At 69.1% G+C, this 24,773-nt stretch carries 21 protein-coding genes; 10 read left to right on the plus strand and 11 right to left on the minus strand.

The features are described 5' to 3' along the window. Positions 1 to 18 precede the first annotated feature (18 nt). Entirely contained in the window at positions 19 to 990 is a 972-nt protein-coding gene (gene uriH / locus ACTIE9_RS09305; protein ID WP_439565299.1) for a uridine-preferring nucleoside hydrolase UriH, read from the plus strand. On the opposite strand, the gene ACTIE9_RS09310 is transcribed toward uriH, so the two are convergent. The 7 genes from ACTIE9_RS09310 to ACTIE9_RS09340 all read right to left on the minus strand — a co-directional run bounded on the left by ACTIE9_RS09310 (position 987) and on the right by ACTIE9_RS09340 (position 9,493). Next, positions 987 to 2,282, minus strand: a complete 1,296-nt coding sequence (locus tag ACTIE9_RS09310; RefSeq protein ID WP_439565300.1) for a thymidine phosphorylase — start codon at positions 2,280 to 2,282, stop codon at positions 987 to 989. The genes uriH and ACTIE9_RS09310 overlap by 4 nt on opposite strands. Then, positions 2,279 to 2,680 (minus strand): cytidine deaminase, encoded by a 402-nt coding sequence (locus ACTIE9_RS09315; protein ID WP_439565301.1) that lies wholly within the window; start codon positions 2,678 to 2,680, stop codon positions 2,279 to 2,281. Before ACTIE9_RS09315 ends, ACTIE9_RS09310 begins: the two co-directional genes overlap by 4 nt. A gap of 11 nt (positions 2,681 to 2,691) precedes the next feature. Then, entirely contained in the window at positions 2,692 to 3,978 is a 1,287-nt protein-coding gene (locus tag ACTIE9_RS09320; protein WP_439565302.1) for an ABC transporter permease, read from the minus strand. Next, positions 3,975 to 5,306 carry an ABC transporter permease gene (locus tag ACTIE9_RS09325; RefSeq protein ID WP_439565303.1) on the minus strand — a complete coding sequence of 444 codons (1,332 nt, stop codon included), beginning with the start codon at positions 5,304 to 5,306 and terminating at the stop codon, positions 3,975 to 3,977. The genes ACTIE9_RS09320 and ACTIE9_RS09325 overlap by 4 nt, the downstream gene beginning before the upstream one ends. After that, positions 5,303 to 6,817 (minus strand): ABC transporter ATP-binding protein, encoded by a 1,515-nt coding sequence (locus ACTIE9_RS09330; RefSeq protein WP_439565304.1) that lies wholly within the window; start codon positions 6,815 to 6,817, stop codon positions 5,303 to 5,305. Before ACTIE9_RS09330 ends, ACTIE9_RS09325 begins: the two co-directional genes overlap by 4 nt. A gap of 241 nt (positions 6,818 to 7,058) precedes the next feature. Continuing rightward, entirely contained in the window at positions 7,059 to 8,138 is a 1,080-nt protein-coding gene (locus tag ACTIE9_RS09335; RefSeq protein WP_439565305.1) for a BMP family lipoprotein, read from the minus strand. 233 nt (positions 8,139 to 8,371) lie between these two features. Continuing rightward, positions 8,372 to 9,493: a mannose-1-phosphate guanylyltransferase gene (locus ACTIE9_RS09340; RefSeq protein ID WP_439565306.1), complete on the minus strand. Its 1,122-nt coding sequence runs from the start codon at positions 9,491 to 9,493 to the stop codon at positions 8,372 to 8,374. A gap of 202 nt (positions 9,494 to 9,695) precedes the next feature. Here ACTIE9_RS09340 and sdhC point away from each other — a divergent pair, with 202 nt between their 5' ends. The 8 genes from sdhC (at position 9,696) to ACTIE9_RS09380 (ending at position 16,940) form a co-directional block, all read left to right on the plus strand. Then, positions 9,696 to 10,112: a succinate dehydrogenase, cytochrome b556 subunit gene (gene sdhC / locus ACTIE9_RS09345; protein WP_439565307.1), complete on the plus strand. Its 417-nt coding sequence runs from the start codon at positions 9,696 to 9,698 to the stop codon at positions 10,110 to 10,112. Between the two features lie 2 nt (positions 10,113 to 10,114). Beyond that, positions 10,115 to 10,570 carry a succinate dehydrogenase, hydrophobic membrane anchor protein gene (gene sdhD, locus ACTIE9_RS09350; protein WP_439565308.1) on the plus strand — a complete coding sequence of 152 codons (456 nt, stop codon included), beginning with the start codon at positions 10,115 to 10,117 and terminating at the stop codon, positions 10,568 to 10,570. Between the two features lie 14 nt (positions 10,571 to 10,584). Next, positions 10,585 to 12,360, plus strand: coding sequence for a succinate dehydrogenase flavoprotein subunit (gene sdhA, locus ACTIE9_RS09355; protein WP_439565309.1), 1,776 nt, complete (start codon positions 10,585 to 10,587; stop codon positions 12,358 to 12,360). Next, positions 12,360 to 13,112 carry a succinate dehydrogenase iron-sulfur subunit gene (locus ACTIE9_RS09360; RefSeq protein ID WP_439565310.1) on the plus strand — a complete coding sequence of 251 codons (753 nt, stop codon included), beginning with the start codon at positions 12,360 to 12,362 and terminating at the stop codon, positions 13,110 to 13,112. The genes sdhA and ACTIE9_RS09360 overlap by 1 nt, the downstream gene beginning before the upstream one ends. Positions 13,113 to 13,173: 61 nt before the next feature. Next, on the plus strand, positions 13,174 to 14,217 hold the full coding sequence (locus ACTIE9_RS09365) for a YihY/virulence factor BrkB family protein (protein WP_439565311.1): 1,044 nt from the start codon (positions 13,174 to 13,176) through the stop codon (positions 14,215 to 14,217). A gap of 55 nt (positions 14,218 to 14,272) precedes the next feature. Further along, positions 14,273 to 15,121 (plus strand): exodeoxyribonuclease III, encoded by an 849-nt coding sequence (locus tag ACTIE9_RS09370; RefSeq protein WP_439565312.1) that lies wholly within the window; start codon positions 14,273 to 14,275, stop codon positions 15,119 to 15,121. 35 nt (positions 15,122 to 15,156) lie between these two features. Continuing rightward, positions 15,157 to 16,161 (plus strand): tryptophan--tRNA ligase, encoded by a 1,005-nt coding sequence (gene trpS / locus ACTIE9_RS09375; RefSeq protein ID WP_439565313.1) that lies wholly within the window; start codon positions 15,157 to 15,159, stop codon positions 16,159 to 16,161. Next, positions 16,158 to 16,940, plus strand: coding sequence for an HAD family hydrolase (locus ACTIE9_RS09380; RefSeq protein ID WP_439565314.1), 783 nt, complete (start codon positions 16,158 to 16,160; stop codon positions 16,938 to 16,940). Before trpS ends, ACTIE9_RS09380 begins: the two co-directional genes overlap by 4 nt. Positions 16,941 to 17,049: 109 nt before the next feature. Here ACTIE9_RS09380 and ACTIE9_RS09385 read toward each other — a convergent pair whose 3' ends face one another. From ACTIE9_RS09385 to ACTIE9_RS09400, 4 genes are all read right to left on the minus strand, one after another. Continuing rightward, a complete protein-coding gene (locus ACTIE9_RS09385) occupies positions 17,050 to 17,952 on the minus strand; it encodes a DUF559 domain-containing protein (RefSeq protein WP_439565315.1) in 903 nt (300 codons plus the stop codon). Positions 17,953 to 18,177: 225 nt separating this feature from the next. Further along, positions 18,178 to 19,695 (minus strand): glycerol kinase GlpK, encoded by a 1,518-nt coding sequence (gene glpK / locus ACTIE9_RS09390; protein WP_439565316.1) that lies wholly within the window; start codon positions 19,693 to 19,695, stop codon positions 18,178 to 18,180. A gap of 2 nt (positions 19,696 to 19,697) precedes the next feature. Further along, complete coding sequence (locus ACTIE9_RS09395; RefSeq protein WP_439565317.1) at positions 19,698 to 21,458, minus strand: FAD-dependent oxidoreductase; 1,761 nt, start codon at positions 21,456 to 21,458, stop codon at positions 19,698 to 19,700. 127 nt (positions 21,459 to 21,585) lie between these two features. Beyond that, positions 21,586 to 22,596, minus strand: a complete 1,011-nt coding sequence (locus ACTIE9_RS09400) for a sugar-binding transcriptional regulator (protein ID WP_439565318.1) — start codon at positions 22,594 to 22,596, stop codon at positions 21,586 to 21,588. Positions 22,597 to 22,884: 288 nt separating this feature from the next. Between ACTIE9_RS09400 and ACTIE9_RS09405 the strand changes: the two genes are divergently transcribed. Continuing rightward, a complete protein-coding gene (locus tag ACTIE9_RS09405) occupies positions 22,885 to 24,723 on the plus strand; it encodes a dienelactone hydrolase family protein (RefSeq protein ID WP_439565319.1) in 1,839 nt (612 codons plus the stop codon). Positions 24,724 to 24,773: the final 50 nt, after the last annotated feature.

Genomic DNA, 24,773 nt, shown 5'->3' on the forward strand with positions numbered 1-24,773 from the left:
GTGCGCTAGGCTCGCCCCATGGCGCTCCTCCCCGCAGATTCCGCACCGCAGAAGATCATCCTCGACTGCGACCCCGGCCACGACGACGCGGTCGCGATGCTGCTCGCGCACGGCTCCCCCGCGATCGAGCTGCTCGCCGTGACCACCGTCATGGGCAATCAGACGATCGAGAAGGTCACCCGCAACGCCCTCTCGGTCGCGCGGGTCATCGGCATGGATGCCGTGCCGATCGCCCGCGGAGCCCACCGCCCGCTCGTGCGCACCGTCGAGACGGCGCCCGACATCCACGGCGAGTCGGGGCTCGACGGACCCGTGCTGCCCGAGCCCGTCGTCGAGCTCGACCCGCGCCACGCCGTCGACCTCATCATCGACATCGTCATGAGCCACCCGCCGAAGACGGTCTCGCTCGTGCCGACAGGCGCGCTCACCAACATCGCCCTCGCCGTGCGCAAAGAACCGCGCCTCGCCGAGCGGGTGAAGCAGGTCGTGCTCATGGGCGGCGGCGTGCACGTCGGCAACTGGAGCGCCGTCGCCGAGTTCAACATCATCATCGACCCCGAGGCCGCCCACATCGTGTTCAACGAGCCGTGGCCGCTCACCATGATCGGGCTCGACGCCACCCACCAGGCGCTCGCGACCGACGAGGTCGCCGCACGCATCGCCGCCGTCGGCACCGCCCCGGCGCGCTTCGTCGGCGAGCTGCTGGAGTTCTTCGCGCACTCCTACAAAGACGCGCAGGGCTTCGACCACCCGCCGGTGCACGACCCCTGCGCGGTCGCGTACCTCATCGACCCCACGCTGCTGCGGGTCGTGACAGCGCCCCTCGACGTCGAACTGACGGGCGGGCTCACGCTCGGCATGACCGTCGCCGACCTCCGCGCCCCCGCTCCCGAAGGATGCACGACGCAGGTCGCCCTCGACATCGACAACGATCGCTTCTGGGCGCTCGTCATCGACGCGCTCGAGCGCATCGGCGCGGTCGACCTCTAGTCGACAACCCCCGCCACGAGCGGCCCGCCCGTCACGACCTCGTCGCCGGCGTTGCCGATGCGGTAGCCGCCCTCGAGGGCCTCGAACGCGCGGTCGAACCGCGCCGCCTCGTTCGTGTGCATCGTGAACAGGGGCTGACCCTTCGTCACGGTGTCACCGGGCTTGGCGTGCAGGTCGATGCCCGCCGCGTGGTCGACCGGGTCCTCCTTGCGAGCGCGGCCCGCGCCGAGGCGCCAGGCGGCGATGCCGAACGGTAGCGCGTGCTGCTCGACGAGCACGCCGTCGCGGTCGGCCGTGACGACGTGGTGCTCGGCCGCCTCGGCCATCGGCGCCTCGGGGTCGCCGCCCTGCGCGCGGATCATCGCGTTCCACGCATCCATCGCCTGACCGTTCTGCAGCGCGCCCTCGACATCGGCGTCGGTGATGCCGGCGAGCTCGAGCATGTGGCGGGCGAGCGTGACGGTCAGCTCGATCACGTCGGCGGGCCCGCCACCGGCGAGCACCTCGACCGACTCGCGCACCTCGTTGGCGTTGCCGATCGCGAGGCCCAGCGGAACGTTCATGTTGGTGAGCACGGCGCGCGTCGCGACCCCGGCATCCTCACCGAGACGCACCATGACCTTCGCGAGCTCGCGCGACTGCTCGATGTCTTTCAGGAAGGCGCCCGAGCCGAACTTGACGTCGAGTACGAGCGCGGCGGTGCCCTCGGCGATCTTCTTCGACATGATCGACGAGGCGATGAGCGGGATGCACTCGACCGTGCCGGTGATGTCGCGCAGGGCGTAGAGCTTGCCGTCGGCCGGCGCGAGACCCGAGCCTGCGGCGCACACGACGGCGCCCGCGCTCTCGAGCTGCGCCATCATCTCGTCGACCGTGATGTTCGCGCGCCATCCGGGGATGCTCTCGAGCTTGTCGAGCGTGCCCCCCGTGTGGCCCAGCCCGCGGCCGCTGAGCTGCGGCACGGCGACGCCGAACGAGGCGACGAGCGGCGCGAGCGGCAGCGTGATCTTGTCGCCGACCCCGCCCGTGGAGTGCTTATCGGTGGTCTTCTTCGACAGGCCCGAGAAGTCGAGCCGGGTGCCGGTGGCGACCATCGCCAGGGTCATGTCGCGCACCTCTTCGCGCGTCATGCCGTTGAGGAAGATCGCCATCGTCATGGCCGACATCTGTTCGTCGGCGACGTAGCCGCGCGTGTAGGCGTCGATCATCCAGCCGATCTGCTCGGTGGTGAGGGCGCCCTTGTCGCGCTTGGTGCGGATCAGGTCGACGACGTCGAACGGCTCGATGCTCATGAACGGAACTCCTCCAGGGTGCGCGGCCCGAACGCGTCGGGCAGCACCTCATCGATCGTCTTGATGCCCGAGACGGTCTCGAGCAGCATGCCCTCCGCCGAGTGCTCGAAGAGCAGCTGGCGGCATCGGCCGCACGGCATGAGGGCGCCGCCGTTGCCGTCGACGCACGTGAAGGCGACGAGCTTGCCGCCGCCGGTCATGTGCAGGCTCGAGACGAGCGCGCACTCTGCGCACAGCGTGAGCCCGTACGAGGCGTTCTCGACGTTGCAGCCCGAGATCACGCGGCCGTCGTCGACGATCGCGGCGACCCCGACGGGGAACTTCGAGTAGGGCACGTAGGCGTGCGACATCGCCTCGAGGGCGACGGCGCGCAGGGCATCCCAGTCGATCCCGGTCACGGATGCCCCGCTCATGACTTGATGTAGGGCTTGCCCGAGGCCGCGGGCGGCCGCGAGAACCCGACGAGCCCGGCCACCGCGAAGATCGTCACGAGGTAGGGCAGCATCAGCATGAACTCGCTCGGCACGGGCGAACCGACGATCGAGAGCGTCGACTGCAGGTTCGTCGCGAAACCGAAGAGCAGGGCCGCGAGGGTGGCGCGGATGGGGTTCCACTGGCCGAAGATCACGGCGGCCAGGGCGATGAAGCCCGCGCCGTTGGTCATCTCCTTCGTGAAGGATCCGATCGCTGCGAGCGTGAAGAACGCGCCGCCGCCGCCGACGATGAGGCCCGCGAGCAGCACGTTCCAGAAGCGCGTGCCGCGCACGTTGATGCCGACCGTGTCAGCGGCCTTGGGGTGCTCGCCGACCGAGCGGAGGCGCAGACCCCAGCGGGTCTTGAACAGCGCGAACCACACCGTCGGGACGAGCGCGAACATCAGGTAGACGATGATCGTCTGGTTGAACAGGATCGGCCCGAGCACGGGGATGTCGCTCAGCAGCGGGATGGCGATGCGCTCGAACCGCTCCGGCTTGTTGAAGAGGTCGGGGTCGGCCGTCATCACCGTCGAGTACAGGAAGCTCGTGAGCCCGATGACGAGCACGTTGAGCACGACGCCGACGATGACCTGGTCGACGAGGTACTTGATGGCGAACACCGCGAGCACCGCTGAGACCGCCGCGCCCGCGAGCATGGCGGCGAGCAGACCGACGATGGCCGAACCGGTGAAGGTGGCCACCATCGCGGCGACGAAGGCGCCGGCGAGCAGCTGGCCCTCGATCGCGATGTTGACGACACCCACGCGCTCGCTGATGACGCCGCCGAGCGAGCCGAAGATGAGCGGCGTGCTCACCGTCAGGGCCCCGGCGAGGAGGCCCACGAGGGGCACGGTCGACCCGGCGGCCGCCCACGTGAGGAAGCCGACGAGGAACAGGACCGCGAAGATCGTCGTGAGCCACAGCGGCACCTTCTGGGCGCCGCGCACCCGGAGGAAGGCGTAGACGGCGATGACCGCCATGAGCACGACGACCACGATGCCCGTGGGGTCGGCGGGCAGCACGATCGACGGCAGCACGATCGCATCGCTGTCGTTGCTGAGCCGGTAGGTGGTGTCGCCGCCGCGCGCGAGGGCGACGAACAGCACCGCCCCGAGCACGCTGAAGATCGCGAAGGCGATGGGAGCCTTCCAGCTGCGCACAACCATCGCGGCGGGAGCGAGTCCTGACGCGGACTCGCGAGTGGTGGTCACGACGCTCACTGGGTCACCTCCGCCTTGCGGGCGAGCTTCGGGGTCCGCCACTGGAAGAGCGGATCCGGGGTGGGCAGGCGGAAGATCGAGCGCACGAGGGGCGGCGCCGCGATGAACAGCACGATGAACGACTGCACGACGAGCACGATGTCGACGGGGATGCCCTCGGCCGCCTGCATCGTGTAGCTGCCGGCCTTGAGGGCTCCGAACAGGATGCCCGCGAAGAAGACACCCCACGGCTTCGAGCGGCCCAGCAGGGCCACGGTGATCGCGTCGAAGCCGATGCTCGCGTCGAGACCCGAGGCGAAGCCTCCCGTGAAGTTGCCGAGCACCTGGTACACGCCGGCGAGACCGACGAGCGCTCCCGCGATGAGCATGACCTGCACGTAGACGCGCTCGACCTTGATGCCGGCGACGCGTGCGGCGTGCGGGTTCTCGCCGACGGCGCGGAACCGGAAGCCGAGCGCCGAGCGGTTGAGCAGGTACCAGACGTAGATCGTCGCGACGATCACGAGGATGAACCCGAGGTTGAGGTTGTACTGGTCACCGAGCAGCGGCGGGAACTGCGCCGTCTCGAGGATCGGCCCGCTCTTGGGGTTGTTCTGACCCGGCGCCTGCAGGGCACCGGGGGTGCGCAGCAGGAACGACACGAGGTAGAACGCGATGTAGTTGAGCATGATCGTCACGATCACCTCGTGGGCGCCCGTGCGAGCCTTCAGCAGACCCACGATGCCGCCCCACAGCGCGCCGCCGATGAGGCCGATGACGAGGGCGACGATGAGGTGGATGACCGGCGGCATGGGGATGTAGGCACCCACGTAGCCGGCCGCGGCGGCGGCGATGAGCATCTGCCCGCGGCCGCCGATGTTGAACAGGCCGACACGGAACGCGAGCGCGACACCGAGGCCGGCCGCGATGAGGGGCGTCGCGTTGGCGAGGGTCTCGGTGATCGGGCGGAAGGCGGCGACGAGGTCGTCGGCCCGCAGGTAGTTGAACACGGAGCCCCGGAACAGTGCGGAGTACGCGCCCGCCACGGCATCCCACATGGCGACGAGCATGTCGCCGGGGCGCGAGAAGAAGTACGCGCTGGTCTGCGCGACCGTCTCGTCGGTCAGCACGATGAGGATGCCGCCGAAGACCAGCGCGAGCACGACGGCGAGCACCGAGATGGCCGCGCTGCCGCCGAAGATCTCCTTGATGATCTGGTTGCTGCGGGGCACGGGGGGCTCGGATGCGTCGCGCCCGGTCTCGTGCGCGACCACCTGCTCGTGCACCGCCTGAGCGGTCTTCTGCTCGGCCGACTCGGCCGGGGTCGGGTTCTTCGTGTCGTCGCTCATGCGGCCACCTCCGCCGGGGTCTCGCCGGCCATCATCAATCCGAGAACATCACGGGGGGTGTCGCCCGGCACGATGCCGATGATGCGCCCCCGGTACATGACCGCGATGCGGTCGGCGAGCGCCGCGACCTCGTCGAGCTCGGTCGACACGACGATGACGGGAATCCCGGCGTCGCGCGTCGCGACGATGCGCTTGTGCACGAACTCGATCGATCCCACATCGAGCCCGCGAGTGGGCTGGGCCGCCACGAAGAGCGCGAGCTCGCGGCTGAGCTCGCGGGCGAGCACGACCTTCTGCTGGTTGCCGCCCGACAGCCGGCCCGCGGCCTGGGTGATGCCCTGCGTGCGCACGTCGAACTCCTCGACCCGCTCGGCGGCGAATCGCGCGAGCTCGTCGAGCTGCAGCGTGCCCCACTTGACGAAGGGGGCGCCGGTCGACCGGTCGAGCATGAGGTTCTCGGCGATCGAGAAGGTGCCCACGAGACCGTCCTCGGTGCGGTCCTCCGGCACGAAGCCGACCCCCGCATCCAGCACCTGTCGCACCGAGTCGCCGACGAGCTCGTTGCCCTCGAGGGCGATCGAGCCGTGCACCTTGGACTGCAGGCCCATGATCGCCTCGGTGAGCTCGGTCTGCCCGTTGCCCTGCACGCCGGCGATGGCGAGGATCTCGCCACGGTGCAGCGTGAACGAGACGTGGTCGACGAGCACCTGCCCGTGCGGGTCGGTGACAACGAGGTCGCTCACGACGAGCGAGGGCTCCCCCGGGTTCGCCGGCGCCTTGTCGACGGTCAGCTCGACGGCGCGGCCGACCATGAGCGACGCCATCTCGGCATTGGTCGCGGTGGGCGAGGCCTCGCCGACGACCTTGCCGAGGCGGATGACCGTGATGCGGTCGGCGACCTCGCGCACCTCGCGCAGCTTGTGGGTGATGAAGACGATCGAGGTTCCTTCGTCGCGCAGCTGCCGCATGATGCCCATGAGCTCATCGGTCTCTTGCGGCGTGAGCACGGCGGTGGGCTCATCGAAGACGAGCACGTTGGCGTTGCGCGAGAGGGCCTTGATGATTTCGACGCGCTGCTGCACGCCGACGGGCAGATCTTCGATCTTCGCGTCGGGGTCGATGTCGAAGCCGAACCGGCTCGAGATCTCGCGCACCATCGCGCGAGCCGCATCGAGGTCGAGAACTCCGCCCGTCTTGGTCTGCTCGTGCCCGAGCATGACGTTCTCGGCGACCGTGAAGACGGGGATCAGCATGAAGTGCTGGTGCACCATGCCGATGCCGGCGTTCATGGCGTCGCCCGGGCCGGCGAACTTCTGCACGACGTCATCGAGAAGGATCTCGCCCTCGTCGGCCTGGTAGAGGCCGTAGAGCACGTTCATGAGGGTGCTCTTGCCCGCGCCGTTCTCGCCGAGCAGGCAGTGGATCTCGCCCGGCTCGACGACGAGATCGATGTGGTCGTTGGCGGTCAGTGCACCGAAGCGCTTGGTGATGCCGCGAAGCTCGAGCTTCATGCTCCTTGGCCTTCCTGCGCCGGCGACGGGGGCGGCGCGGTAACGGATGCGGGTGTGAGGCGCACGCGACGGGCCGAAGCGACCGCGGTGTGCTCGTGACACCACTGTAGGGGAGAGCGGGGGAGCGAATCTGAGCGCGATCCTGCGCATCTGAGCAAGATCGCCCGCTCATGGCAGTTCGGGGGAAACGGGCCGGGGGAGGCCAGCTGCGCTGACCTCCCCCGGATGGAACCGTTGGTGACTACTGGCCGGGCGACGCCGGCGAGGTGACCTCGATCGAGCCGTCGATGATGCCGGCGATCAGGCCCTCGAGCTCAGCCGCGAGCTCCGGGTCGACCGTCGACTCGAAGTCGTGGAACGGCGCGACGCCGACTCCACCGTTCTCGAGCGTGCCCACGTAGGGAGCCGAGTCGAACGTGCCCGTCGCCGCACCGGTCACGACGTCGTAGACGGCCGTGGCGATGTTCTTCAGCACCGAGGTGAGCACCAGGTCGGCGATGTCGGGGTCGGACACGAAGATGTCCTTGTCGACGCCCATGAGGGCGATCGAGCGACCCGAGTCGCGGATGGCCTCAGCAGCGCTGAAGTAGATCGGGCCACCGACGGGCAGCAGCACGTCGGCGTTCTGGTCGATGAGACCCTGCGCCGTCGTGAGCGCCTCGGTGCCGGGGGCGAAGCCGCCGGTGAACGCACCGGTCTGACCCGCGAGGTCCCAGCCGAGCGCCTGAACAGCGGTGCCCTTCTCCGAGTTGTAGTAGTCGACGCCCTGCACGAAGCCGTCCATGAAGATGGTGACGGGCGGGATCGGGATGCCGCCGAAGGTGCCGACGACGCCGGTCTCCGAGTAGCTGGCCGCGACGTAGCCGGCGAGGAACGCCGCCTCGACAGTGTTGAACTGGATCGGCTTGACGTTCGGAGCGTCGATGAACTCATCGATGATCGCGAAGTTGATGTCGGGGTTGGCCGCGGCGGCGTTCGTGGTCGCCTCGGCGAGCAGGAAGCCCACGGTGACGATCAGGTCGCAGCCCTGGTCGACGAGCTGCTGCACGTTGGGCTCGTACGCGTTCTCGTCGGCCGACTCGACCGCGACGTACTCGACACCGAGCTCAGCGGCGGCCTCTTCGATGCCATCGAGAGCGGCCTCGTTGAACGACTTGTCGTCCCAGCCACCGGCGTCGGAGACGATGCAGGGAAGGAAGTCGAGCGCCGCGGTCTCTTCGGGCGCCTCCTCGGGAGCTGCGGCGCAGCCGGCGAGCACGAGGGCGCTCGCGCCGAGCAGGGCGAATGCGCCCAAGCCGCGCTTGCGGGTGGTGTTGATCACTGTGTCCTCCAAAATTGCTGCCCAGCAGGACGCTGGAGCGAATTGGCTCCACGTTAGCGAACGGAAGGCCCTCTCAGCAGTGCCGAATGGCCTGGGTGACGCAAGCGTTACGAAGTCGGGACTCTGCGGTCATCCCGCAGAAACACTGGGCTCGCCCTCCATTCGCGCAACGCGATGCGCGAATGAGCAGAGCGGATGCGCGGCCGCAGCCGCTCCCGGCCCTCGCGCGGCGGCTAGAGCAGGTCGTCGCGGCCGGCCTGCTTGATGGCGTCGACGACGCTCTTGACGCGCTGCGCGTGCTCGCGCGTGGTCACGAGCAGGGCATCCGGCGTATCGACGACGACGATGTCGGTGACCCCGACGAGCGAGATGAGCCGGCCGCTCTGGCTCACGACGACACCGCTCGACGAGTCGGCGAGCACCCGCGCGCCCTCGCCGAGGATCGCCAGATCACCGGGGCGGCCGCCCGAGAGCAGCTTGGCGAGCGAGGAGAAGTCGCCCACGTCGTCCCACGGGAACTCGCCGCGCACGACGGCCAGGCGCCCGGCCGCGGCGGCCGGCTCGGCAACGCTGTAGTCGATCGCGAGCTTCGGAAGGAGGGGCCAGACCGCGTCGACCACGATGTCGCGCTTCGAGGTGTCCCACGCGGCCGCGATCTCGAGCAACCCCTCGTGCAGCAACGGCTGCGTCTCGGCGAGCTGAGCGAGCAGTTGGTCGGCACGCGCGATGAACATGCCGCCGTTCCAGAGGTAGTCGCCCGACGCCAGGTAGGCAGACGCGGTCTCGAGGTCGGGTTTCTCGACGAACGACTCGACGAGGTGGGCGTGGCTCGCCCCCGCGATGGCGAGCGGCTCCCCGCAGCGGATGTAGCCGAAGCCCACCGAGGGCTCGGTCGGCGCGATGCCGATCGTCGTGATGTAGCCCTCCCGGGCGACGGCGACCGCCTCGGCGACCGCGTGCCGGAACCGCTCGCCGTCGGTGATCACGTGATCGGCCGCGAACGAGCCGACGATGACCCCCGGGTGGCGTCGATGCAGGATGGCCGCCGCGAGCCCGATCGCCGCCGACGACTCCTTCGGCTCGCTCTCGAGCACGATGTTCGCCTCGGTGAGGTCGGGCAGCTGCTGCTGCACGGCTGCGCGGTGCGCGCGCCCCGTCACGACCATGATGCCGCCGGCCCCCGCGAGGGGCAGGATCCGGTTCCAGGTCTCCCGCAGCAGGGTGTGCCCGCTGCCCGTCAGATCGTGCAGAAACTTGGGCGCCTCGGCACGCGAGAGCGGCCACAGGCGCGAGCCGACTCCCCCTGCCGGGATGATGGCGTGGAAGTCGGGAATCGTGCCCTCGATCTCGTACATGCGCGTCACCCTATCGGGCCGCCGCACGCGCGCCGGGCTGGCGTTCGGAGCACTCAGAAAAGTCGACGTAGACTGCCTGTATCGGCGACCACCAGCTGAGAATCGGAATCCAACCGGAGTCCACGAGCGCGAGCGATCGCGCGCGTCGTCACTGCCCTGAGGAGGGTTTCTCGTGCCAGCGAAGGCATCGGGAGCCGGAGCGATGAGCTCGTCGGCAACCATTGAAGTACCCGCTCCGCGTCGCTCGGTCATTCCCGGCGGCACGCTCTACCGCGGGAACGAAGGCATGTGGTCGTGGGTGCTGCACCGCATCACCGGTGTGGCCATCTACTTCTTCCTGCTCGTCCACATCCTCGACACCGCTCTGGTGCGGGTGAGCCCGGAGGCGTACAACATCGTCATCGGCGCGTACAAGACGCCGATCATGGGTCTGGGCGAGCTCGCGCTCGTGGGCGCCATCGGCTTCCACGCCCTCAACGGCCTGCGGATCATCCTCGTTGACTTCTGGGGCGTCGGCACGCGGCACCAGAAGGCGATGTTCTACGTCGTGCTCGGCGTGTGGCTCGTGCTGATGATCGGCTTCACCCCCCGCCACCTCATGAACGTGTTCGGAGGCTGATCATGTCCACTGATGTCACCCTCGACGCTCCCCGCTCCCCCTATGCCCGCTCCACGCGCGGCATCAACTGGGAGAAGTGGGGCTGGATCTATATGCGCGTCTCGGGCGTGCTGCTGGTCGTGCTGATCTTCGGCCACCTCTTCGTCAACCTCGTGATGGGCGACGGCGTGAGCCAGATCGACTTCGCCTTCGTGGCGGGCAAGCTCAGCGACCCGTTCTGGCAGTGGTACGACTTCGCGCTTCTCGTGCTCGCGCTCATCCATGGCACCAACGGCATGCGGACGATCGTCAACGACTACGTCGCGAAGGCGAGCGTGCGGCGCATCCTGCACACGGCCCTCATCGCGTCGACCGCTGTGCTGCTCGTGCTCGGCACCCTCGTGCTGTTCACCTTCGACCCCTGCCCGGCCGGGGCCGACCCCGAGCTCGTCGCTTCCTTCTGTGAGGACATCCTGTGAGTAGTACTGACACCGTGACCACGCCGGCAGCGCCCGTCGTTCACCAGCACCAGTTCGACGTCGTCATCGTCGGCGCCGGGGGCGCCGGCATGCGCGCCGCCATCGAGGCCGGCCCGAACGCCAAGACGGCGGTCATCTCGAAGCTCTACCCGACGCGGTCGCACACCGGCGCGGCGCAGGGCGGCATGGCCGCCGCGCTCGCGAACGTCGAAGAGGACAGCTGGGAGTGGCACACCTTCGACACCGTCAAGGGCGGCGACTACCTCGTCGACCAGGACGCCGCGGAGATCCTCGCGAAAGAGGCGATCGACGCGATCATCGACCTCGAGAACATGGGCCTGCCGTTCAACCGCACTCCCGACGGCAAGATCGACCAGCGGCGCTTCGGCGGTCACACCCGCGACCACGGCAAGGCGCCCGTTCGCCGCGCCTGCTACGCGGCAGACCGCACGGGTCACATGATCCTGCAGACGCTGTTCCAGAACTGCGTCAAGCTCGGCATCGAGTTCTACAACGAGTACTACGTGCTCGACCTGGTCATGGCCGAGGGCAAGGCCGCGGGCGTCGTCGCCTACGAGCTCGCCACGGGCGACCTGCACGTCTTCCACGCCAAGAGCGTCGTCTTCGCCACCGGTGGGTTCGGCAAGATCTACAAGACCACCTCGAACGCCCACACCCTCACGGGTGACGGCGTGGGCATCATCTGGCGCAAGGGCATCCCGCTGGAGGACATGGAGTTCTTCCAGTTCCACCCGACCGGGCTCGCCGGCCTGGGCATCCTGCTCACCGAGGGTGCCCGCGGCGAGGGCGCCATTCTGCGCAACGCCAGCGGCGAGCGCTTCATGGAGCGCTACGCGCCCACCATCAAAGACCTCGCACCGCGCGACATCATCTCGCGCTGCATGGTGCAGGAGGTCGCCGAGGGTCGCGGGGCGGGGCCGAACAAGGACTACGTGCTGCTCGACTGCACCCACCTGGGTGCCGAGGTGCTCGAGACCAAGCTTCCCGACATCACCGAGTTCGCGCGCACCTACCTCGGCGTCGACCCCGTCGTCGAACCAGTGCCCGTCATGCCGACGGCCCACTACGCGATGGGCGGCATCCCGACCAACATCAAGGCCGAGGTGCTGAGCGACAACGACACCGTCATCCCCGGCCTCTACGCCGCGGGCGAGTGCGCGTGCGTCTCGGTGCACGGCTCGAACCGCCTCGGCACCAACTCGCTGCTCGACATCAACGTGTTCGGCAAGCGCGCCGGCCGCTACTCGGTCGAGTACGCGAACAGCGCCGAGTTCGTGCCGCTGCCCGCCGACCCTGCCAAGGAGGTGCGCGAGCTCGTCGAGCGCCTGCGCACCTCGAACGGCACCGAGCGGGTCGCGGCGATCCGCAAGGAGCTGCAGGAGGAGATGGACAAGAACGCGCAGGTGTTCCGCACCGAGGAGAGCCTCGAGAGCGTGACGAAGACCATCCAGCGCCTGCGCGAGCGGTACCAGAACATCGGCATCCAAGACCGCGGCAAGCGGTTCAACACCGACCTTCTCGAGGCGATCGAGCTGGGCTTCCTGCTCGACATCGCCGAGGTCGTCGTCTACTCGGCCCGCAACCGCAAGGAGAGCCGCGGGGGCCACATGCGCGACGACTACCCCGACCGCAACGACGCCGAGTACATGCAGCACACGATGGCCTACCTCACGGGCGACGCGCACAGCGCCGACGCGAGCGACCACATCCGCATGGACTGGAAGCCCGTCGTGATCACGCACTACCAGCCGATGGAGAGGAAGTACTGATGGCGAACGCGACCGAGTCCCCCACCGCCGAGGTGGGAGCCGTTCAGGAGTTCACCGTCACGGTCATCATCCGGCGCTTCGACCCCGAGAAGGACGCCGAGCCGTACTGGCAAGACTTCGACGTGCAGATGTACTCGACCGACCGCGTGCTCGACGCCCTGCACAAGGTGAAGTGGGACCAGGACGGCACGCTGTCGTTCCGCCGCTCGTGCGCCCACGGCATCTGCGGCTCCGACGCCATGCGCATCAACGGCCGCAACCGGCTCGCGTGCAAGACGCTCATCAAGGATCTCGACATCACAAAGCCCATCTACATCGAGGCGATCAAGGGCCTGCCGCTGGAGAAGGACCTCATCGTCGACATGGAGCCGTTCTTCGCCTCCTACCGCCAGGTGCAGCCCTTCCTGCAGTCGAGCTCGAAGCCCGAAAAAGAGCGCATCCAGTCGATCGAGGAGCGTGCCCGCTTCGACGACACCACCAAGTGCATCCTGTGCGCGGCGTGCACCTCGTCGTGCCCCGTGTTCTGGACCGACGGCCAGTACTTCGGCCCGGCTGCGATCGTCAACGCGCACCGCTTCATCTTCGACAGCCGCGACGAGGCCGCCCAGGTGCGCCTCGACATCCTCAACGACAAAGAGGGCGTGTGGCGCTGCCGCACGACCTTCAACTGCTCCGAGGCGTGCCCGCGCGGCATCGAGGTCACCAAGGCGATCTCCGAAGTGAAGCAGGCGATCCTGCGGGGTCGCCCGTAGCATCCCTCATCGCAGAGCGACGGCCCCGGGTCTCCCCCGGGGCCTTCGCTATGGTGGCGGGGTGAGTGAGCCAGCCGCACCCGAGCCGCAGGGCTGGTGGGGCCGTCTGATGGCATGGGTCGCTCGCGTGACGGCGTGGGTCATGGGGCTCAAGCCCGTGCGGGTGTTCGTGCTCTACGGCGAGAAGCGCGGACCGCTGCTGGCCGCAGGGCTCGCGTTCCAGGCGATCTTCGCCGTCTTCGCCGGCCTCTGGGTGGGCTTCGCGATCGCCGGCCTCGTGCTGGTCACGAACTATGGCCTGCGCGAGGCCCTCATCGACGTGCTCGCGCAGACCGTGCCCGGGCTCATCGCCGTCGACGGCAGCGATGGCGTCGTCGACCCCGACGACCTGCTGTCGGCCGGCGTCTTCACCTGGACGGGAGCCGTCGCGCTGATCGGCCTGCTCTTCTCGGCGCTCGGCTGGCTCGCGGGGGCACGCGACGCCGTCCGCACCATCCTCGATCTGCCGGGGTCTCGCCTGAACCCATTCCTGCTGAAGCTGAAGGACTTCGGTCTCGCCGTCGGCTTCGGGGCGCTGCTCGCGCTCTCGGCGGTGCTCGCCGTGCTCGGCACCGTCGCGCTCGAGGGGCTGCTGGCCACGATCGGCGTTCGCGACACCACCCTCAACTCGGTGCTCGGCCGCCTCGTCACCCTCGGCGTCATGTTCGCCCTCGACGCGGTCGTTCTCGGGATGCTCTACCGCGTGCTCGCGGGCGTGAAAGTGCCGTTCCGCCACGTGCGCCAGGGCGCCCTCATCGGCGCGCTCGCGCTCGGGGCGCTCAAGGTGCTCGGCACGAGCCTGCTCGGCGGAGCCAGCAACAACCCGCTGCTCGCCTCGTTCGCCGTGCTGCTGGGTCTGCTGATCTGGTTCAACTTCGTCTGCCAGGCGATCCTCATCGCCGCGTCGTGGATCGCCGTGAGCGTCACCGACGAGAAGATCGTGCTCGACGAGGTCGCCCACGCGGAGCGGCTCGAACGGGCGCGCGTGCTCGTCGCCGCGCACGAGCCCGAGCCCGCGGTCGACGATCGACCGTGGTATCGCCGGCTCTTCGGCCGGCGCGAGTGACCGGACTCATCGTGCGTCTCGGCGACCTGTCGGTCGCCGCTCCTAGAATCGGGGCATGCCCACGCCCCTCCGCATCGCCTCCGTCAACGTCAACGGTATCCGCGCCTCGTACCGCAAGGGCATGGGCGACTGGCTCGCGAGCCGCGATGTCGACGTGCTCGCGATGCAGGAGGTGCGGGCATCCACCGACGACGTCACGGGGCTGCTCGGCCCCGAGTGGACGGTGCTGCACGATGCCGCGACCGCCAAGGGCCGCGCGGGCGTCGCGATCGCCGCGCGCCGCGAGTTCGCCGCGCACCGCGTCGAGCTCGGGCCCGACGACTTCGACTCGGCCGGCCGCTGGCTCGAGGCCGACCTCGACATCGACGGCACGACCCTCACGGTCGTCAGCTGCTACGTGCACTCGGGCGAGGTCGACACCCCCAAGCAGGTCGAGAAGTACACGTTCCTCGACGCGATGACCGAGCGGCTGCCCCTGCTCGCGGCGCACTCGCCCTACGCCCTCGTCGTCGGCGACCTCAACGTCGGCCACCGCGAGCTCGACATCAAGAACTGGAAGGGCAACCGCAAGAACGCGGGCTTCCTGCTCGAAGAACGCGCCTACTTCGACCGCTTCTTCGGGCCGCTGGATGCTCCGATCGAGTGCGTGGATGGCATCACTCGAAGCGGCCTTGGCTGGGTCGACGTCGGCCGCGTGCAGGCCGGAGAGGTGCCCGGCCCCTACACCTGGTGGTCGCAGCGCGGCCAGGCCTTCGACACCGACACCGGCTGGCGTATCGACTACCACGTGGCAACGCCCGCCCTCGCGGCGACCGTGCAGGCCTACGCCGTCGACCGTGCGCCCTCGTGGGACACCCGGTGGAGCGACCACGCGCCCGTGGTCGTCGACTACGCGCTGCCCTGAACTCTGCACGAGCATCCACCTGGAAGTATTGACCCATGAGTCTTCCGCGCCTGTTCTCGGGCATGCAGCCCTCGGCCGCCAGCCTGCACCTCGGCAATTACGCCGGAGCCCTGCTGCAGTGGCGCGACATGCAGGCGACCCACGACGCCGTGTTCTGCGTCGTCGACCTGCACGCCATCACGGTGCCGCAAGACCCGGCCGCGCTGCGCGAGCAGACCCGGCGCACCGCCGCGCAGTACATCGCCGCAGGCATCGACCCCGAGCACTCGACGCTGTTCGTGCAGTCGCACGTGCCCGCGCACGCGCAGCTCGCCTGGGTGCTCAACACCATCACGGGCTTCGGCGAGGCCAGCCGCATGACCCAGTTCAAGGACAAGTCGGCGAAGGGCGGCGCCGACCTCGCGTCGGTCGGGCTGTTCACCTACCCGATCCTGCAGGCGGCCGACATCCTGCTCTACGACGCCGTCGTCGTGCCCGTGGGCGAAGACCAGCGGCAGCACATCGAACTGACGCGCGACCTCGCCGCCCGCTTCAACGCGCGGTTCGGCGACACCCTCGTCGTGCCCGAGGTGCGCATCCTGAAAGAGACGGCCAAGGTCTACGACCTGCAGAACCCGGGGTCGAAGATGTCGAAGTCGGGCGAGAGCCCCGCGGGCATCCTGTGGCTCATGGACGAGCCTGCGGTGCTGACGAAGAAGGTCAAGTCGGCGGTGACCGACTCGTCGGGCGTCGTCGCGTACGACCCCGCGGAGAAGCCGGGGGTCTCGAACCTGCTGTCGATCCTGTCGCTGCTGACCGGTCAGAGCATGGATGCTCTCGTCGCGTCGTTCGACGGCCTCCAGTACGGCGCGCTCAAGACCGCGGTCGCCGAGGCCGTGGTCGAGGCGTTCGAGCCGATCCGGGAGCGGACGCTCGAGCTGCTCGACGACCCGGCCGAGCTCGACCGGCTGCTCGCGATCAACGCGGAGCGGGCATCCGTCATCGCCGATGCCACGCTCGCGCGCGTGTACGACGCGCTCGGCTTCCTGCCGCGCGCGTGAACGCGGCTGCTCGCATCGAGGTCGTGCTGTTCGACCTCGACGACACGCTCATGGCGCATACCCGCGCCGTGGACGAGGCCATCGCGCTCGCGCAGGCAACGGCGGGCGGAGCCTTCGCCGCCGACGACACGGCCGCCGTGCAGCGCCGCTGGGCGCGGCTCGAAGAAGTGCACTACACGCGCTACCTCACCGGCGAGCTCACCTACCTCGGCCAGCGCGTCGCGCGGGCGCGCGACCTGCTCGCGCCCTACGGCATCGACGTCGACGACGCCGAAGCGCTCGGCTGGTTCGAACGCTACCTCGTCGGCTATCGCGACGCCTGGCGGCTGTTCGACGACGTGCTGCCCGCCCTCGACGCACTGCACGGCCTCCGCGTGGGCATCATCACCAACGGCGACCTCGAGTTTCAGACCGACAAATTGCGGCGCATCGACCTCTGGGACCGCCTCGACCTCACGGCGGTGCGCGCCGACGGCTCGATCGACGAGCCGGCCCGGCGGGGCCGCGTCATCGCCTCGGGCGAGCTCGGCATCACCAAGCCCGACCCGCGCATCTTCCACGCCGCGGCCCGCGCGTTCGACGTCGCGCCCGCGCACTGCGCGTACGTGGGCGACCGGGTGCGCACCGACGCCGTCGGGGCGCACGATGCCGGGATGCTCGGCATCTGGCTCGACCGCGGCCGCGATCGCAACCCGATCACCGACCACGCCGAGGGCGACGTGCCGTCGGGCGTGCCGAGCATCCCGGGCCTGCTCGCCCTGCCCGCCCTGCTCGCCTAACCAGCCTCCCCACCGCCCGCCCGGCGACCGTCGGTGGTGGTGTTCGTAACTCAGGCTGGCGGGGCTGATGTGACTCATTACGAGCACACATCGGCCGGCTCAGCCTGAGTTACGAACGCCGATGCCGACGGGCGGCTCGCAGTGAACGACTTGTCCGCACAGCGCGCTCGACAGCCGCGACCACCGCATCCCGCTCGTTCATGGCCTGGTCGTACCGCACCCGCACCACGACGAACCCGAGGCGGTGAAGTTCAAGGTCTCGCCGGGAGTCCTCGGCGAGCTGCTGCGGAGTCGAGTGCCATCGCTCGCTGTCGACCTCGACGACGACCCGGGTTCCGACGAGGAGGTCGACGAAGCCGACGCCGGGTATGCGGACTTGCGGTGTGACTCGAAATCCCGCGTCGTGCAGAGCCAGCCTCACGAGCGACTCAGTGCCCGAGCCTGCGCGTCCATCCGCGAGGGACACCCACGGGCGTCGGTCGTTCGAAACGACCGCCTCGAGTGCGGGCAGCTCGTGGGCGCCGACCACGCCGAGACTCAGAGCGCTGTCGAGCACCGCGATGGCGAGCTCGCGCGGGAGGCACCTCACGCACTGCGCGACAGCGTCCAACCGGCCGACGCGCCATGAGTCTGCCGCCCGCGGGTCGACCAGCGGATGCCAGTGCGTGCGGAGGTGAGACCGGTCGGCGAGCGCCAAGGGAACCCGACGGCTGTGCGCACTCCGGAGCCGGGAAGCCTGACGCGGCAACCACACCTCTGTGAGCCTCAGCTCAGGCACCCAGAGACCGAAGCTCTCGGCCGCTGTGGTGCAGGCAGCGAGCCCCCCGACGCGCAGCGCCCGGACGACGTGGAGCGTCGCACTTGCCGGGACATAGACGCCGCGACGCGCGCGGATCACCAGCCCGGCGTTCACCGAGGCTGCAATGGAGCGCGGCGACACCCCCAGTGCGAGCAGCTCGGCTCGCGTCAGAGAGAGGGTCGAGCGCACGGAGAACGCTGTGAGGGCATCCATGCCGGAGCTGTGGCGGCCAGCAGCGGTCGACCATCCGACGCTCCTGACGACCGGGGACAACAGCGTCGGCGAGCATCCTGTGGTGGGGTGGTGATCGCAACTCATGCTGAACCGGCCGATGTGCGGCGTTACCCGAACACACTTGGCCGCTCCGCATGAGTTGCGAACCCGACCGCACGCGGGAGCAGGGGTCGGGTACGCGGAGGGGCAGGTGGGCTGAGTGGACTAAGAGGAGGTGTCGTCGTCGACCCAGTCGAAGGTGCGGGTGACCGCCTTCTTCCAGACGCGCAGGCGGCGGTCGCGGTCGACCTCGTCCATCGTGGGCTCCCACCGGCGGTCTTCACTCCAGAGCGCGGTCAGCTCGTCGCGCGACGACCAGAACCCGACGGCGAGCCCGGCCGCGTAGGCCGCCCCGAGCGCGGTCGTCTCGATGATCTTCGGCCGCACGACCGGGATGCCGAGGATGTCGGCCTGGAACTGCATCAGCAGCTCGTTGCCCGTCATGCCGCCGTCGACGCGCAGCTCGGCGATCGGCACGGGCACCTCGCTGTCGGCGGCATCGAGCACCTCGCGCGTCTGGAACGCCGTCGACTCGAGGGCCGCGCGGGCCAGGTGCGCGCGCGTGATGAACCGGGTGAGCCCGACGATCGCGCCGCGAGCATCCGGTCGCCAGTAGGGGGCGAAGAGCCCGCTGAAGGCCGGCACGATGTAGGCGCCGCCGGTGTCGGGCACCGAGGCGGCGAGCGTCTCGACCTCGCCCGACGAGGAGATGAGCCCGAGGTTGTCGCGCAGCCACTGCACGAGCGAGCCCGTCACCGCGACCGAACCCTCGAGGGCGTAGCGCGGCGCCTCGTCGCCGAGCCGGTAGGCGACGGTCGTGAGCAGCCCGTGCTGCGAGTCGACGATGTGCTCGCCGGTGTTCACGATGAGAAAGTTGCCGGTGCCGTAGGTGTTCTTCGACGCCCCGGCCTCGAAGGCGGCCTGACCGAAGGTCGCGGCCTGCTGATCGCCCAGGATGCCCGCCACAGGCACTTCGCGCAGCAGCGACCCCGAGTACGCGTGGCCGAACACCTCGGCCGACGAGCGGATCTCGGGCAGCATGGCCCGCGGCACACCGAAGGCGGCGAGCAGCGCGTCGTCCCAGTCGAGCGTGCGCAGGTCCATGAGCAGCGTGCGCGACGCGTTGGTCACGTCGGTGGCGTGCACGCCGCCGTTCACGCCGCCCGTGAGGTTCCACAGCAGCCAGGTGTCGATGGTGCCGAAGATCAGATCGCCGGCCTCAGCCCGCGCGCGAGCACCGTCGATGTGGTCGAGGATCCACGCGATCTTGGTGGCGCTGAAGTAGGTGGCGAGAGGCAAGCCGGTGGTCGCCGCGAATCGGCGCACGCCCCCGTCGGCGGCGAGCGCCTCGACCAGATCCTGGGTGCGGGTGTCTTGCCAGACGATCGCGTTGTAGACGGGCTGGCCGGTAGCGCGATCCCAGACCACGGCGGTCTCGCGCTGGTTCGTGATGCCGATCGCGGCGACGTCGTGGCGGGTGAGCCCGGCTTTGCCGAGCGCCATGCCGATGACCTCTTGCGTGTTGTGCCAGATCTCCATCGGGTCGTGCTCGACCCAGCCGGCCTTCGGGAAGATCTGCTCGTGCTCGTGCTGCCCGACCGAGACGATGGCCCCGGAGTGGTCGATGACGACGGCGCGTGAACTCGTGGTGCCCTGGTCGATGGCGACGATGTGGGTGGTCATGGTCAGTCCTTTCCGCGGCGCGACGCTGCGCCCTGGGTCTCGTGAGAGAGCTCGACGCCGTGACGGTCGGCGAGGTAGTGCCGCGCGCCTTCGTGCTCCTCAGCGCGACGTTCAGGGCTCCATCCGAGCACGTCGCCCAACAGCTGGGCGAGCTCGTCGAGCAGTGCGTCGGTGACGAGTCCGCGGAACGCCAGCGAGGTACGCCGAAGCAGCACGTCGACGAGTCGCACGACCTGCTCGGTCTCGACGAGGTGCACGATCTCGGCGCGCGAGTAGTCGGGGGCGGCGGCGATCGGCGCATCCGGTGCGCTCTCGATGCGACGGATGATCGCCTCAGCGCTCGTGCCGTACCGCTCGAGCAGCTCGGCCGCGCGGTCAGTGCCGACCGTCGCGCCGTGCTCGGCGAGCCACTTCTCTCGCGCCGCGGTGGTCGTGGGGTACCCGACGGCACCCCCGATGAGCCGCCCATCGGTGCTCACCGAGCGCGACCGCCCGAGCAGGCTCAGCACGCGACCCCCGAGCTGCTCGCCGAGCGCGCGGAAGGTGGTCCACTTGCCGCCCACGAGGCTCAGCACGGGCGTGCCGCCCACCGCTCCCTCTTCGACCCGGTAATCGCGGCTGATCTGCGCATTCGAGGCCGCATCCTGGCGCGGCAGCGGGCGCACGCCCGAGAAGCGGAACACGATGTGCGAGCGATCGACGGGAATGCTCGGAAACACGTACGCGACCACGTCGAAGAAGTAGTCGATCTCTTCCTCGGTGCAGAGAATCGGCTCAGCCATGTCGTGCGCGATGTCGGTGGTGCCGATGAGCACGCGCCCCTTGAGCGGGTAGATCAGCACGATGCGGCCATCGGTGAACTCGAAGAAGATCTCGCGGCCGTTGCAGGCTGCGAGCAGTTCGGGGTGGTCGACGACGATGTGCGAGCCCTTCGTACCCCCCATGAACTGCGAGGGCTCGCCGAGCGCCTCGTTCGTCAGGTCGGTCCACGGGCCCGAGGCGTTGACGACGACCCGCGCCGTGATCGCGAAATCGTCGCCCGTGATCGCATCGCGCACGCGCACCGCACCGTCGGCATCCATCGCCACGGCTTCGACGTAGTTGGATGCTCGCGCGCGGTCGCCCACGGCGACGCCGTCCATCAGCACGTCGAGCGCGAGCCGCTCGGGGTCGTGCATCGAGGCGTCGTAGTAGGTCGCCGTCCACTTGACGTCGCGGCGCAGGGCGGGCAGCAGTGCGCGCGAGGCCTTCGCACCGCGGAACTGGTGCCGCGGCACCCGCCCGCCGTCGCGCGAGAAGATGTCGTAGATCGTGAGGCCGACCTTGATGATGAGCGCGCCGCGCTCCTTCTTGCCGCGCGTCTTCACCCCGATGAACTTCAGGGGTGCCGAGAGCAGGCTCGAGAAGGTCGAGAAGATCGGGATGGTCGTCGGGAGCGGCCGAACGTAGTGCGGGGCCAGGCGCAGCAGGGCGTTGCGCTCATGGACCGACTCCTGCACGAGCCGGAACTCGCCGTTCTCGAGGTAGCGGATGCCGCCGTGGATCATGTGCGACGAGCCCGAGGAGGCCCCCGCCACGTAGTCGTCGCGGTCGATGAGCACGACATCGACGCCGTTGAGCGCGAGATCGCGGAAGGTCGCGATGCCGTTGATGCCCGCTCCGATGATGAGCACCTCGCACTGCGGTCGGGCGCGGAGCGCCTCGACGGTGGCGCGGGCGGCGGGCGAGGAGGGGCGGGAGGCCGATGCGGCACGGGGGGTCATCGTCGGTGGAACCGTTCTGTGGGCGGGCGCTCGCGCGCGGTGGTGGTCTTCATCATGACGGCGCGAGTACAAACTTGCCAGGCTCCTGCACAAACGTGCACGACGGCCCGAGCGCAGCGAGTGCGGGTCAGCGGAGCGCCCGCGGTGCGCCGCTGGGGCGGGTCTCGAGCGCGGTCTCGCGCGCGAGGGCTGCCGCGAGGCTCTCGTCGAGGATGAGGTCGGTGATGAGGCCCGCGGCGAGCGCGCCGCGAAGGCTCGGCAGCTTCTGCACGCCCGAGACCACGCAGATGCGGCGCGCGACTCGACGCAGCCGCTCGAGATTCGGTCCGGAGGCGCGGGCGTTGAGGTCGATGTCGGCGAACGTGCCGTCTCCCCGGTAGAAGACCGTCGCGATGTCGCCGACGACGCCATCGGCGCTGAGGCTCCGGTAGTCCCCCGCATCGAGGTAGCCCCCGATGTAGACCTGACTCGGCACCTCGGCGAACGGAGAGCCCAGGCCGAACACCGCGACATCCATGCGCGCTTGGATGTCGAGCAGGCGCCGCGTGCTGCGCTCGCGCCACAGGCCCTCCTTCGTGAGCGGGTCGTCGAAGAATGCCGGCACGGGGAACTGCTGAACCTGCGCGGAGAAGGCCTCGCCGAACCGGTGCAGGATCTCGCTCGCGTAATCGATGCCCGTCGTCTGCGTGTTGCCCGCGCCGTTCATCTGCACGACGATCGAGTTGTGGGTCGGCTTCTTGACGAGGTGCCGGCTGATCGCTCCGAGCGTGGAGCCCCAGGCGACCCCGACCACCATGTTCGAATCGATGAAGCGGCCGAGCAGACGCCCCGCGGTCATGGCCACACGCTCGAGCCGATCGATGTCGCTAATCGACTCGGGCATCGGCACGACGTGCGCGACCACCCTGTGCCGAGTGTGAATGGCGTGCTCTAGCTTGAGTCCGCGATCAAAGGGTGAGCGGATCTGGATGTCGACGAGGCCCGACTCGCGCGCGAAGGTCAGGAGGCGCGACACCGACGAGCGCGACGTCGAGAGCTCGCTCGCGATCGCGCCCATCGTGAGGTCTTGCATGTAGTACATCTGCGCGGCCGTGAGGGCCGCGACGATCTTCGCGTTCTCCGGATTGCTCTCGGGCATCGGCGCCTCTCGCGTCATGAGTATTCGTGCACGCTGTCTGGACGGTGGTGCGACTCCCCACCGTACGGGACGCCTGCGACCGCACGCGCCGCCCGGGCGGGACGCTGCACATGTGTGCAGATTGCTCAGTTCAGCGCGCATCCGCATTCATGTGACCAATAGTCTGCGGGCGGCGGGCACACCACCCTCGTCCCGTCGCCACCTCGCACGACCACCCCCGCGCGCCGCCGTGAGGCGACCGCACTGGTTCACAACAAGGGAGTTTGAACTGCAATGAGATCCGCTCTGATGAAACGCAACGGCTTCTGGCTCGTCATCGCCCTCGTCCTCGCCCTCGTCTCGGCGATCGGCGCGTCGCTCGTGCAGACGAGCGCCGGCGCCGTCACGGTCAAAGACCTCAAGTGGGAGACCGCGAGCGGTCGCATGATGAACGCCCTGCTGTTCACGCCCGCGACGGCGACAGCAGACTCGCCGGCCCCCGCGATCGTCGTGAGCCACGGCTGGTGGAACAACCGCGAGATGCAGTCGGCGAACTACGTCGAGCTCGCGCGCCGCGGCTACGTCGTGCTCTCGATCGACATGTACGGTCACGGCAACTCCGACCCGCTGCCCGCCGACGAGCTCATGGTGGGCGGCACGGGCATGTACGACGCTGTGCTGCTGATGGCCGACCTGCCCTACGTCGACGCCGACAAGATCGGCATCACCGGGCACTCGAACGGTGCCCGCGCCGCGAACTTCTCGATCCCGCTCGACGATGCGGCCGACGAGCAGCTCGTCGCCTCGGTGCTGCTGGTCGACTACGACCCGATCTACACCGACGCGGAGGGCGCCTACGTCAACGCGTACGGCACGCGCGACGTCGGCCTGATCCAGGCCCAGTACGACGAGTTCTTCTTCCGCAGCTACAGCCCCGAGGGCGTGCCGCTCACGGCACCGCGCGACTACCTGGGCACGCCGAACGCCCAGTCGTTCCTGCACTTCGGTGCAGCGCCCGACGACATCGCCGGCGAGGTGCGCGAGCAGGGCACCGTCTACACCGAGTCGATCGACGGCACCGACGCCATGCGCGTGATCTACTCGTTGCCGCAGACGCACCCGTGGACGACGATCTCGAGCACCGCGGTCGGGCACCTCGTCGACTTCTTCGACGAGTCGCTCGGAGCCCCGACGCCCATCGACGCGGGCAACCAGCTCTGGCAGCTGAAGGAATTCTTCACCGCGCTCGGCCTCATCGCGTTCGGAATCCTGCTCGTGACGGTGCCGCGCGCACTGCTCGGCACTCCCGCGTTCCGCGCACTCGCGACGCCCGCCGCTCCGGCGGTCGCGCTGACCGGGCGCATCCCGACCATCTGGTTCTGGGGCGGGATGCTCGTCTCGGCGCTGATCTCGGGCGTCAGCTACGTCTGGCTGAGCCAGCAGCTGCCCGTGCTCGGCATCACCTTCAACGCGGTGCCGTCGATCGTGCCGCAGGGCTCGGTCTTCTTCATCGCTCTCTGGGCGGCGATCAATGGCCTCGCGGCGATGATGATCATGGCCGGCGCCTACCTGGCGTTCGCGAAGAAGGGCGGCATGAGCCTGCGCACGTCGGGCGTGCTGCCGGGATGGCGCGCGTTCTTCCACGGCATCGGGCTCGCGCTGACCACGGTCGTCGCGGTCTACGCCGTCGTCTTCGTGCTCGACTTCCTCTTCAAGACCGACTTCCGCCTCTGGGTGATCGGCGTGAAGTGGTTCTCGGTCGACAAGATCGGGCTCGCGCTCTTCGTGCTGCCGCTGTTCCTGATCTACTTCGTGGCCAACTCGGTGGCGATCAACGCCTTCAACCGGTTCACGATCGCCGGGCGCGAGTGGGTCAACACGGCGGTGCTCGCGGTGGCGAACTCGCTGGCGCCGCTCGTGCTCGTGATCGCTCAGTACTCGGTGTTCGCCGTCTCGGGCGAGCTGATCCCCGGGTTCGGCGGCATCTTCAGCATCTGGCTCTTCCCGGTCATCGTGATCCTCGCGGTCACGGCGATCGTGTCGCGCAAGCTCTACCGCGCGACCGGCAACCCCTACATCGCAGGCTTCCTCAACGCCTCGATCGTGGCGCTGGTGTCGGTGTCGAACTCGCTGGTGATCACCTACTAGCGGCCGTCGCACGGCCCTCACGAACGGCCCTCGCGCACCTCGCGCGGGGG

It is taken from the genome of Microcella sp., from assembly GCF_051860105.1.
Lineage (GTDB): Bacteria > Actinomycetota > Actinomycetes > Actinomycetales > Microbacteriaceae > Microcella.

Excerpts from the sequence above, each read along its gene's own strand:
- uriH (WP_439565299.1), top strand. The coding sequence starts at position 19 with ATGGCGCTCCTCCCCGCAGATTCCGCACCGCAGAAGATCATCCTCGAC.
- ACTIE9_RS09310 (WP_439565300.1), bottom strand. The coding sequence starts at position 2,282 with ATGAGCATCGAGCCGTTCGACGTCGTCGACCTGATCCGCACCAAGCGC.
- ACTIE9_RS09325 (WP_439565303.1), bottom strand. The coding sequence starts at position 5,306 with ATGAGCGACGACACGAAGAACCCGACCCCGGCCGAGTCGGCCGAGCAG.
- ACTIE9_RS09330 (WP_439565304.1), bottom strand. The coding sequence starts at position 6,817 with ATGAAGCTCGAGCTTCGCGGCATCACCAAGCGCTTCGGTGCACTGACC.
- ACTIE9_RS09340 (WP_439565306.1), bottom strand. The coding sequence starts at position 9,493 with ATGTACGAGATCGAGGGCACGATTCCCGACTTCCACGCCATCATCCCG.
- sdhC (WP_439565307.1), top strand. The coding sequence starts at position 9,696 with ATGAGCTCGTCGGCAACCATTGAAGTACCCGCTCCGCGTCGCTCGGTC.
- sdhD (WP_439565308.1), top strand. The coding sequence starts at position 10,115 with ATGTCCACTGATGTCACCCTCGACGCTCCCCGCTCCCCCTATGCCCGC.
- ACTIE9_RS09360 (WP_439565310.1), top strand. The coding sequence starts at position 12,360 with ATGGCGAACGCGACCGAGTCCCCCACCGCCGAGGTGGGAGCCGTTCAG.
- ACTIE9_RS09370 (WP_439565312.1), top strand. The coding sequence starts at position 14,273 with ATGCCCACGCCCCTCCGCATCGCCTCCGTCAACGTCAACGGTATCCGC.
- trpS (WP_439565313.1), top strand. The coding sequence starts at position 15,157 with ATGAGTCTTCCGCGCCTGTTCTCGGGCATGCAGCCCTCGGCCGCCAGC.
- ACTIE9_RS09385 (WP_439565315.1), bottom strand. The coding sequence starts at position 17,952 with ATGGATGCCCTCACAGCGTTCTCCGTGCGCTCGACCCTCTCTCTGACG.
- glpK (WP_439565316.1), bottom strand. The coding sequence starts at position 19,695 with ATGACCACCCACATCGTCGCCATCGACCAGGGCACCACGAGTTCACGC.
- ACTIE9_RS09395 (WP_439565317.1), bottom strand. The coding sequence starts at position 21,458 with ATGACCCCCCGTGCCGCATCGGCCTCCCGCCCCTCCTCGCCCGCCGCC.
- ACTIE9_RS09400 (WP_439565318.1), bottom strand. The coding sequence starts at position 22,596 with ATGCCCGAGAGCAATCCGGAGAACGCGAAGATCGTCGCGGCCCTCACG.
- ACTIE9_RS09405 (WP_439565319.1), top strand. The coding sequence starts at position 22,885 with ATGAAACGCAACGGCTTCTGGCTCGTCATCGCCCTCGTCCTCGCCCTC.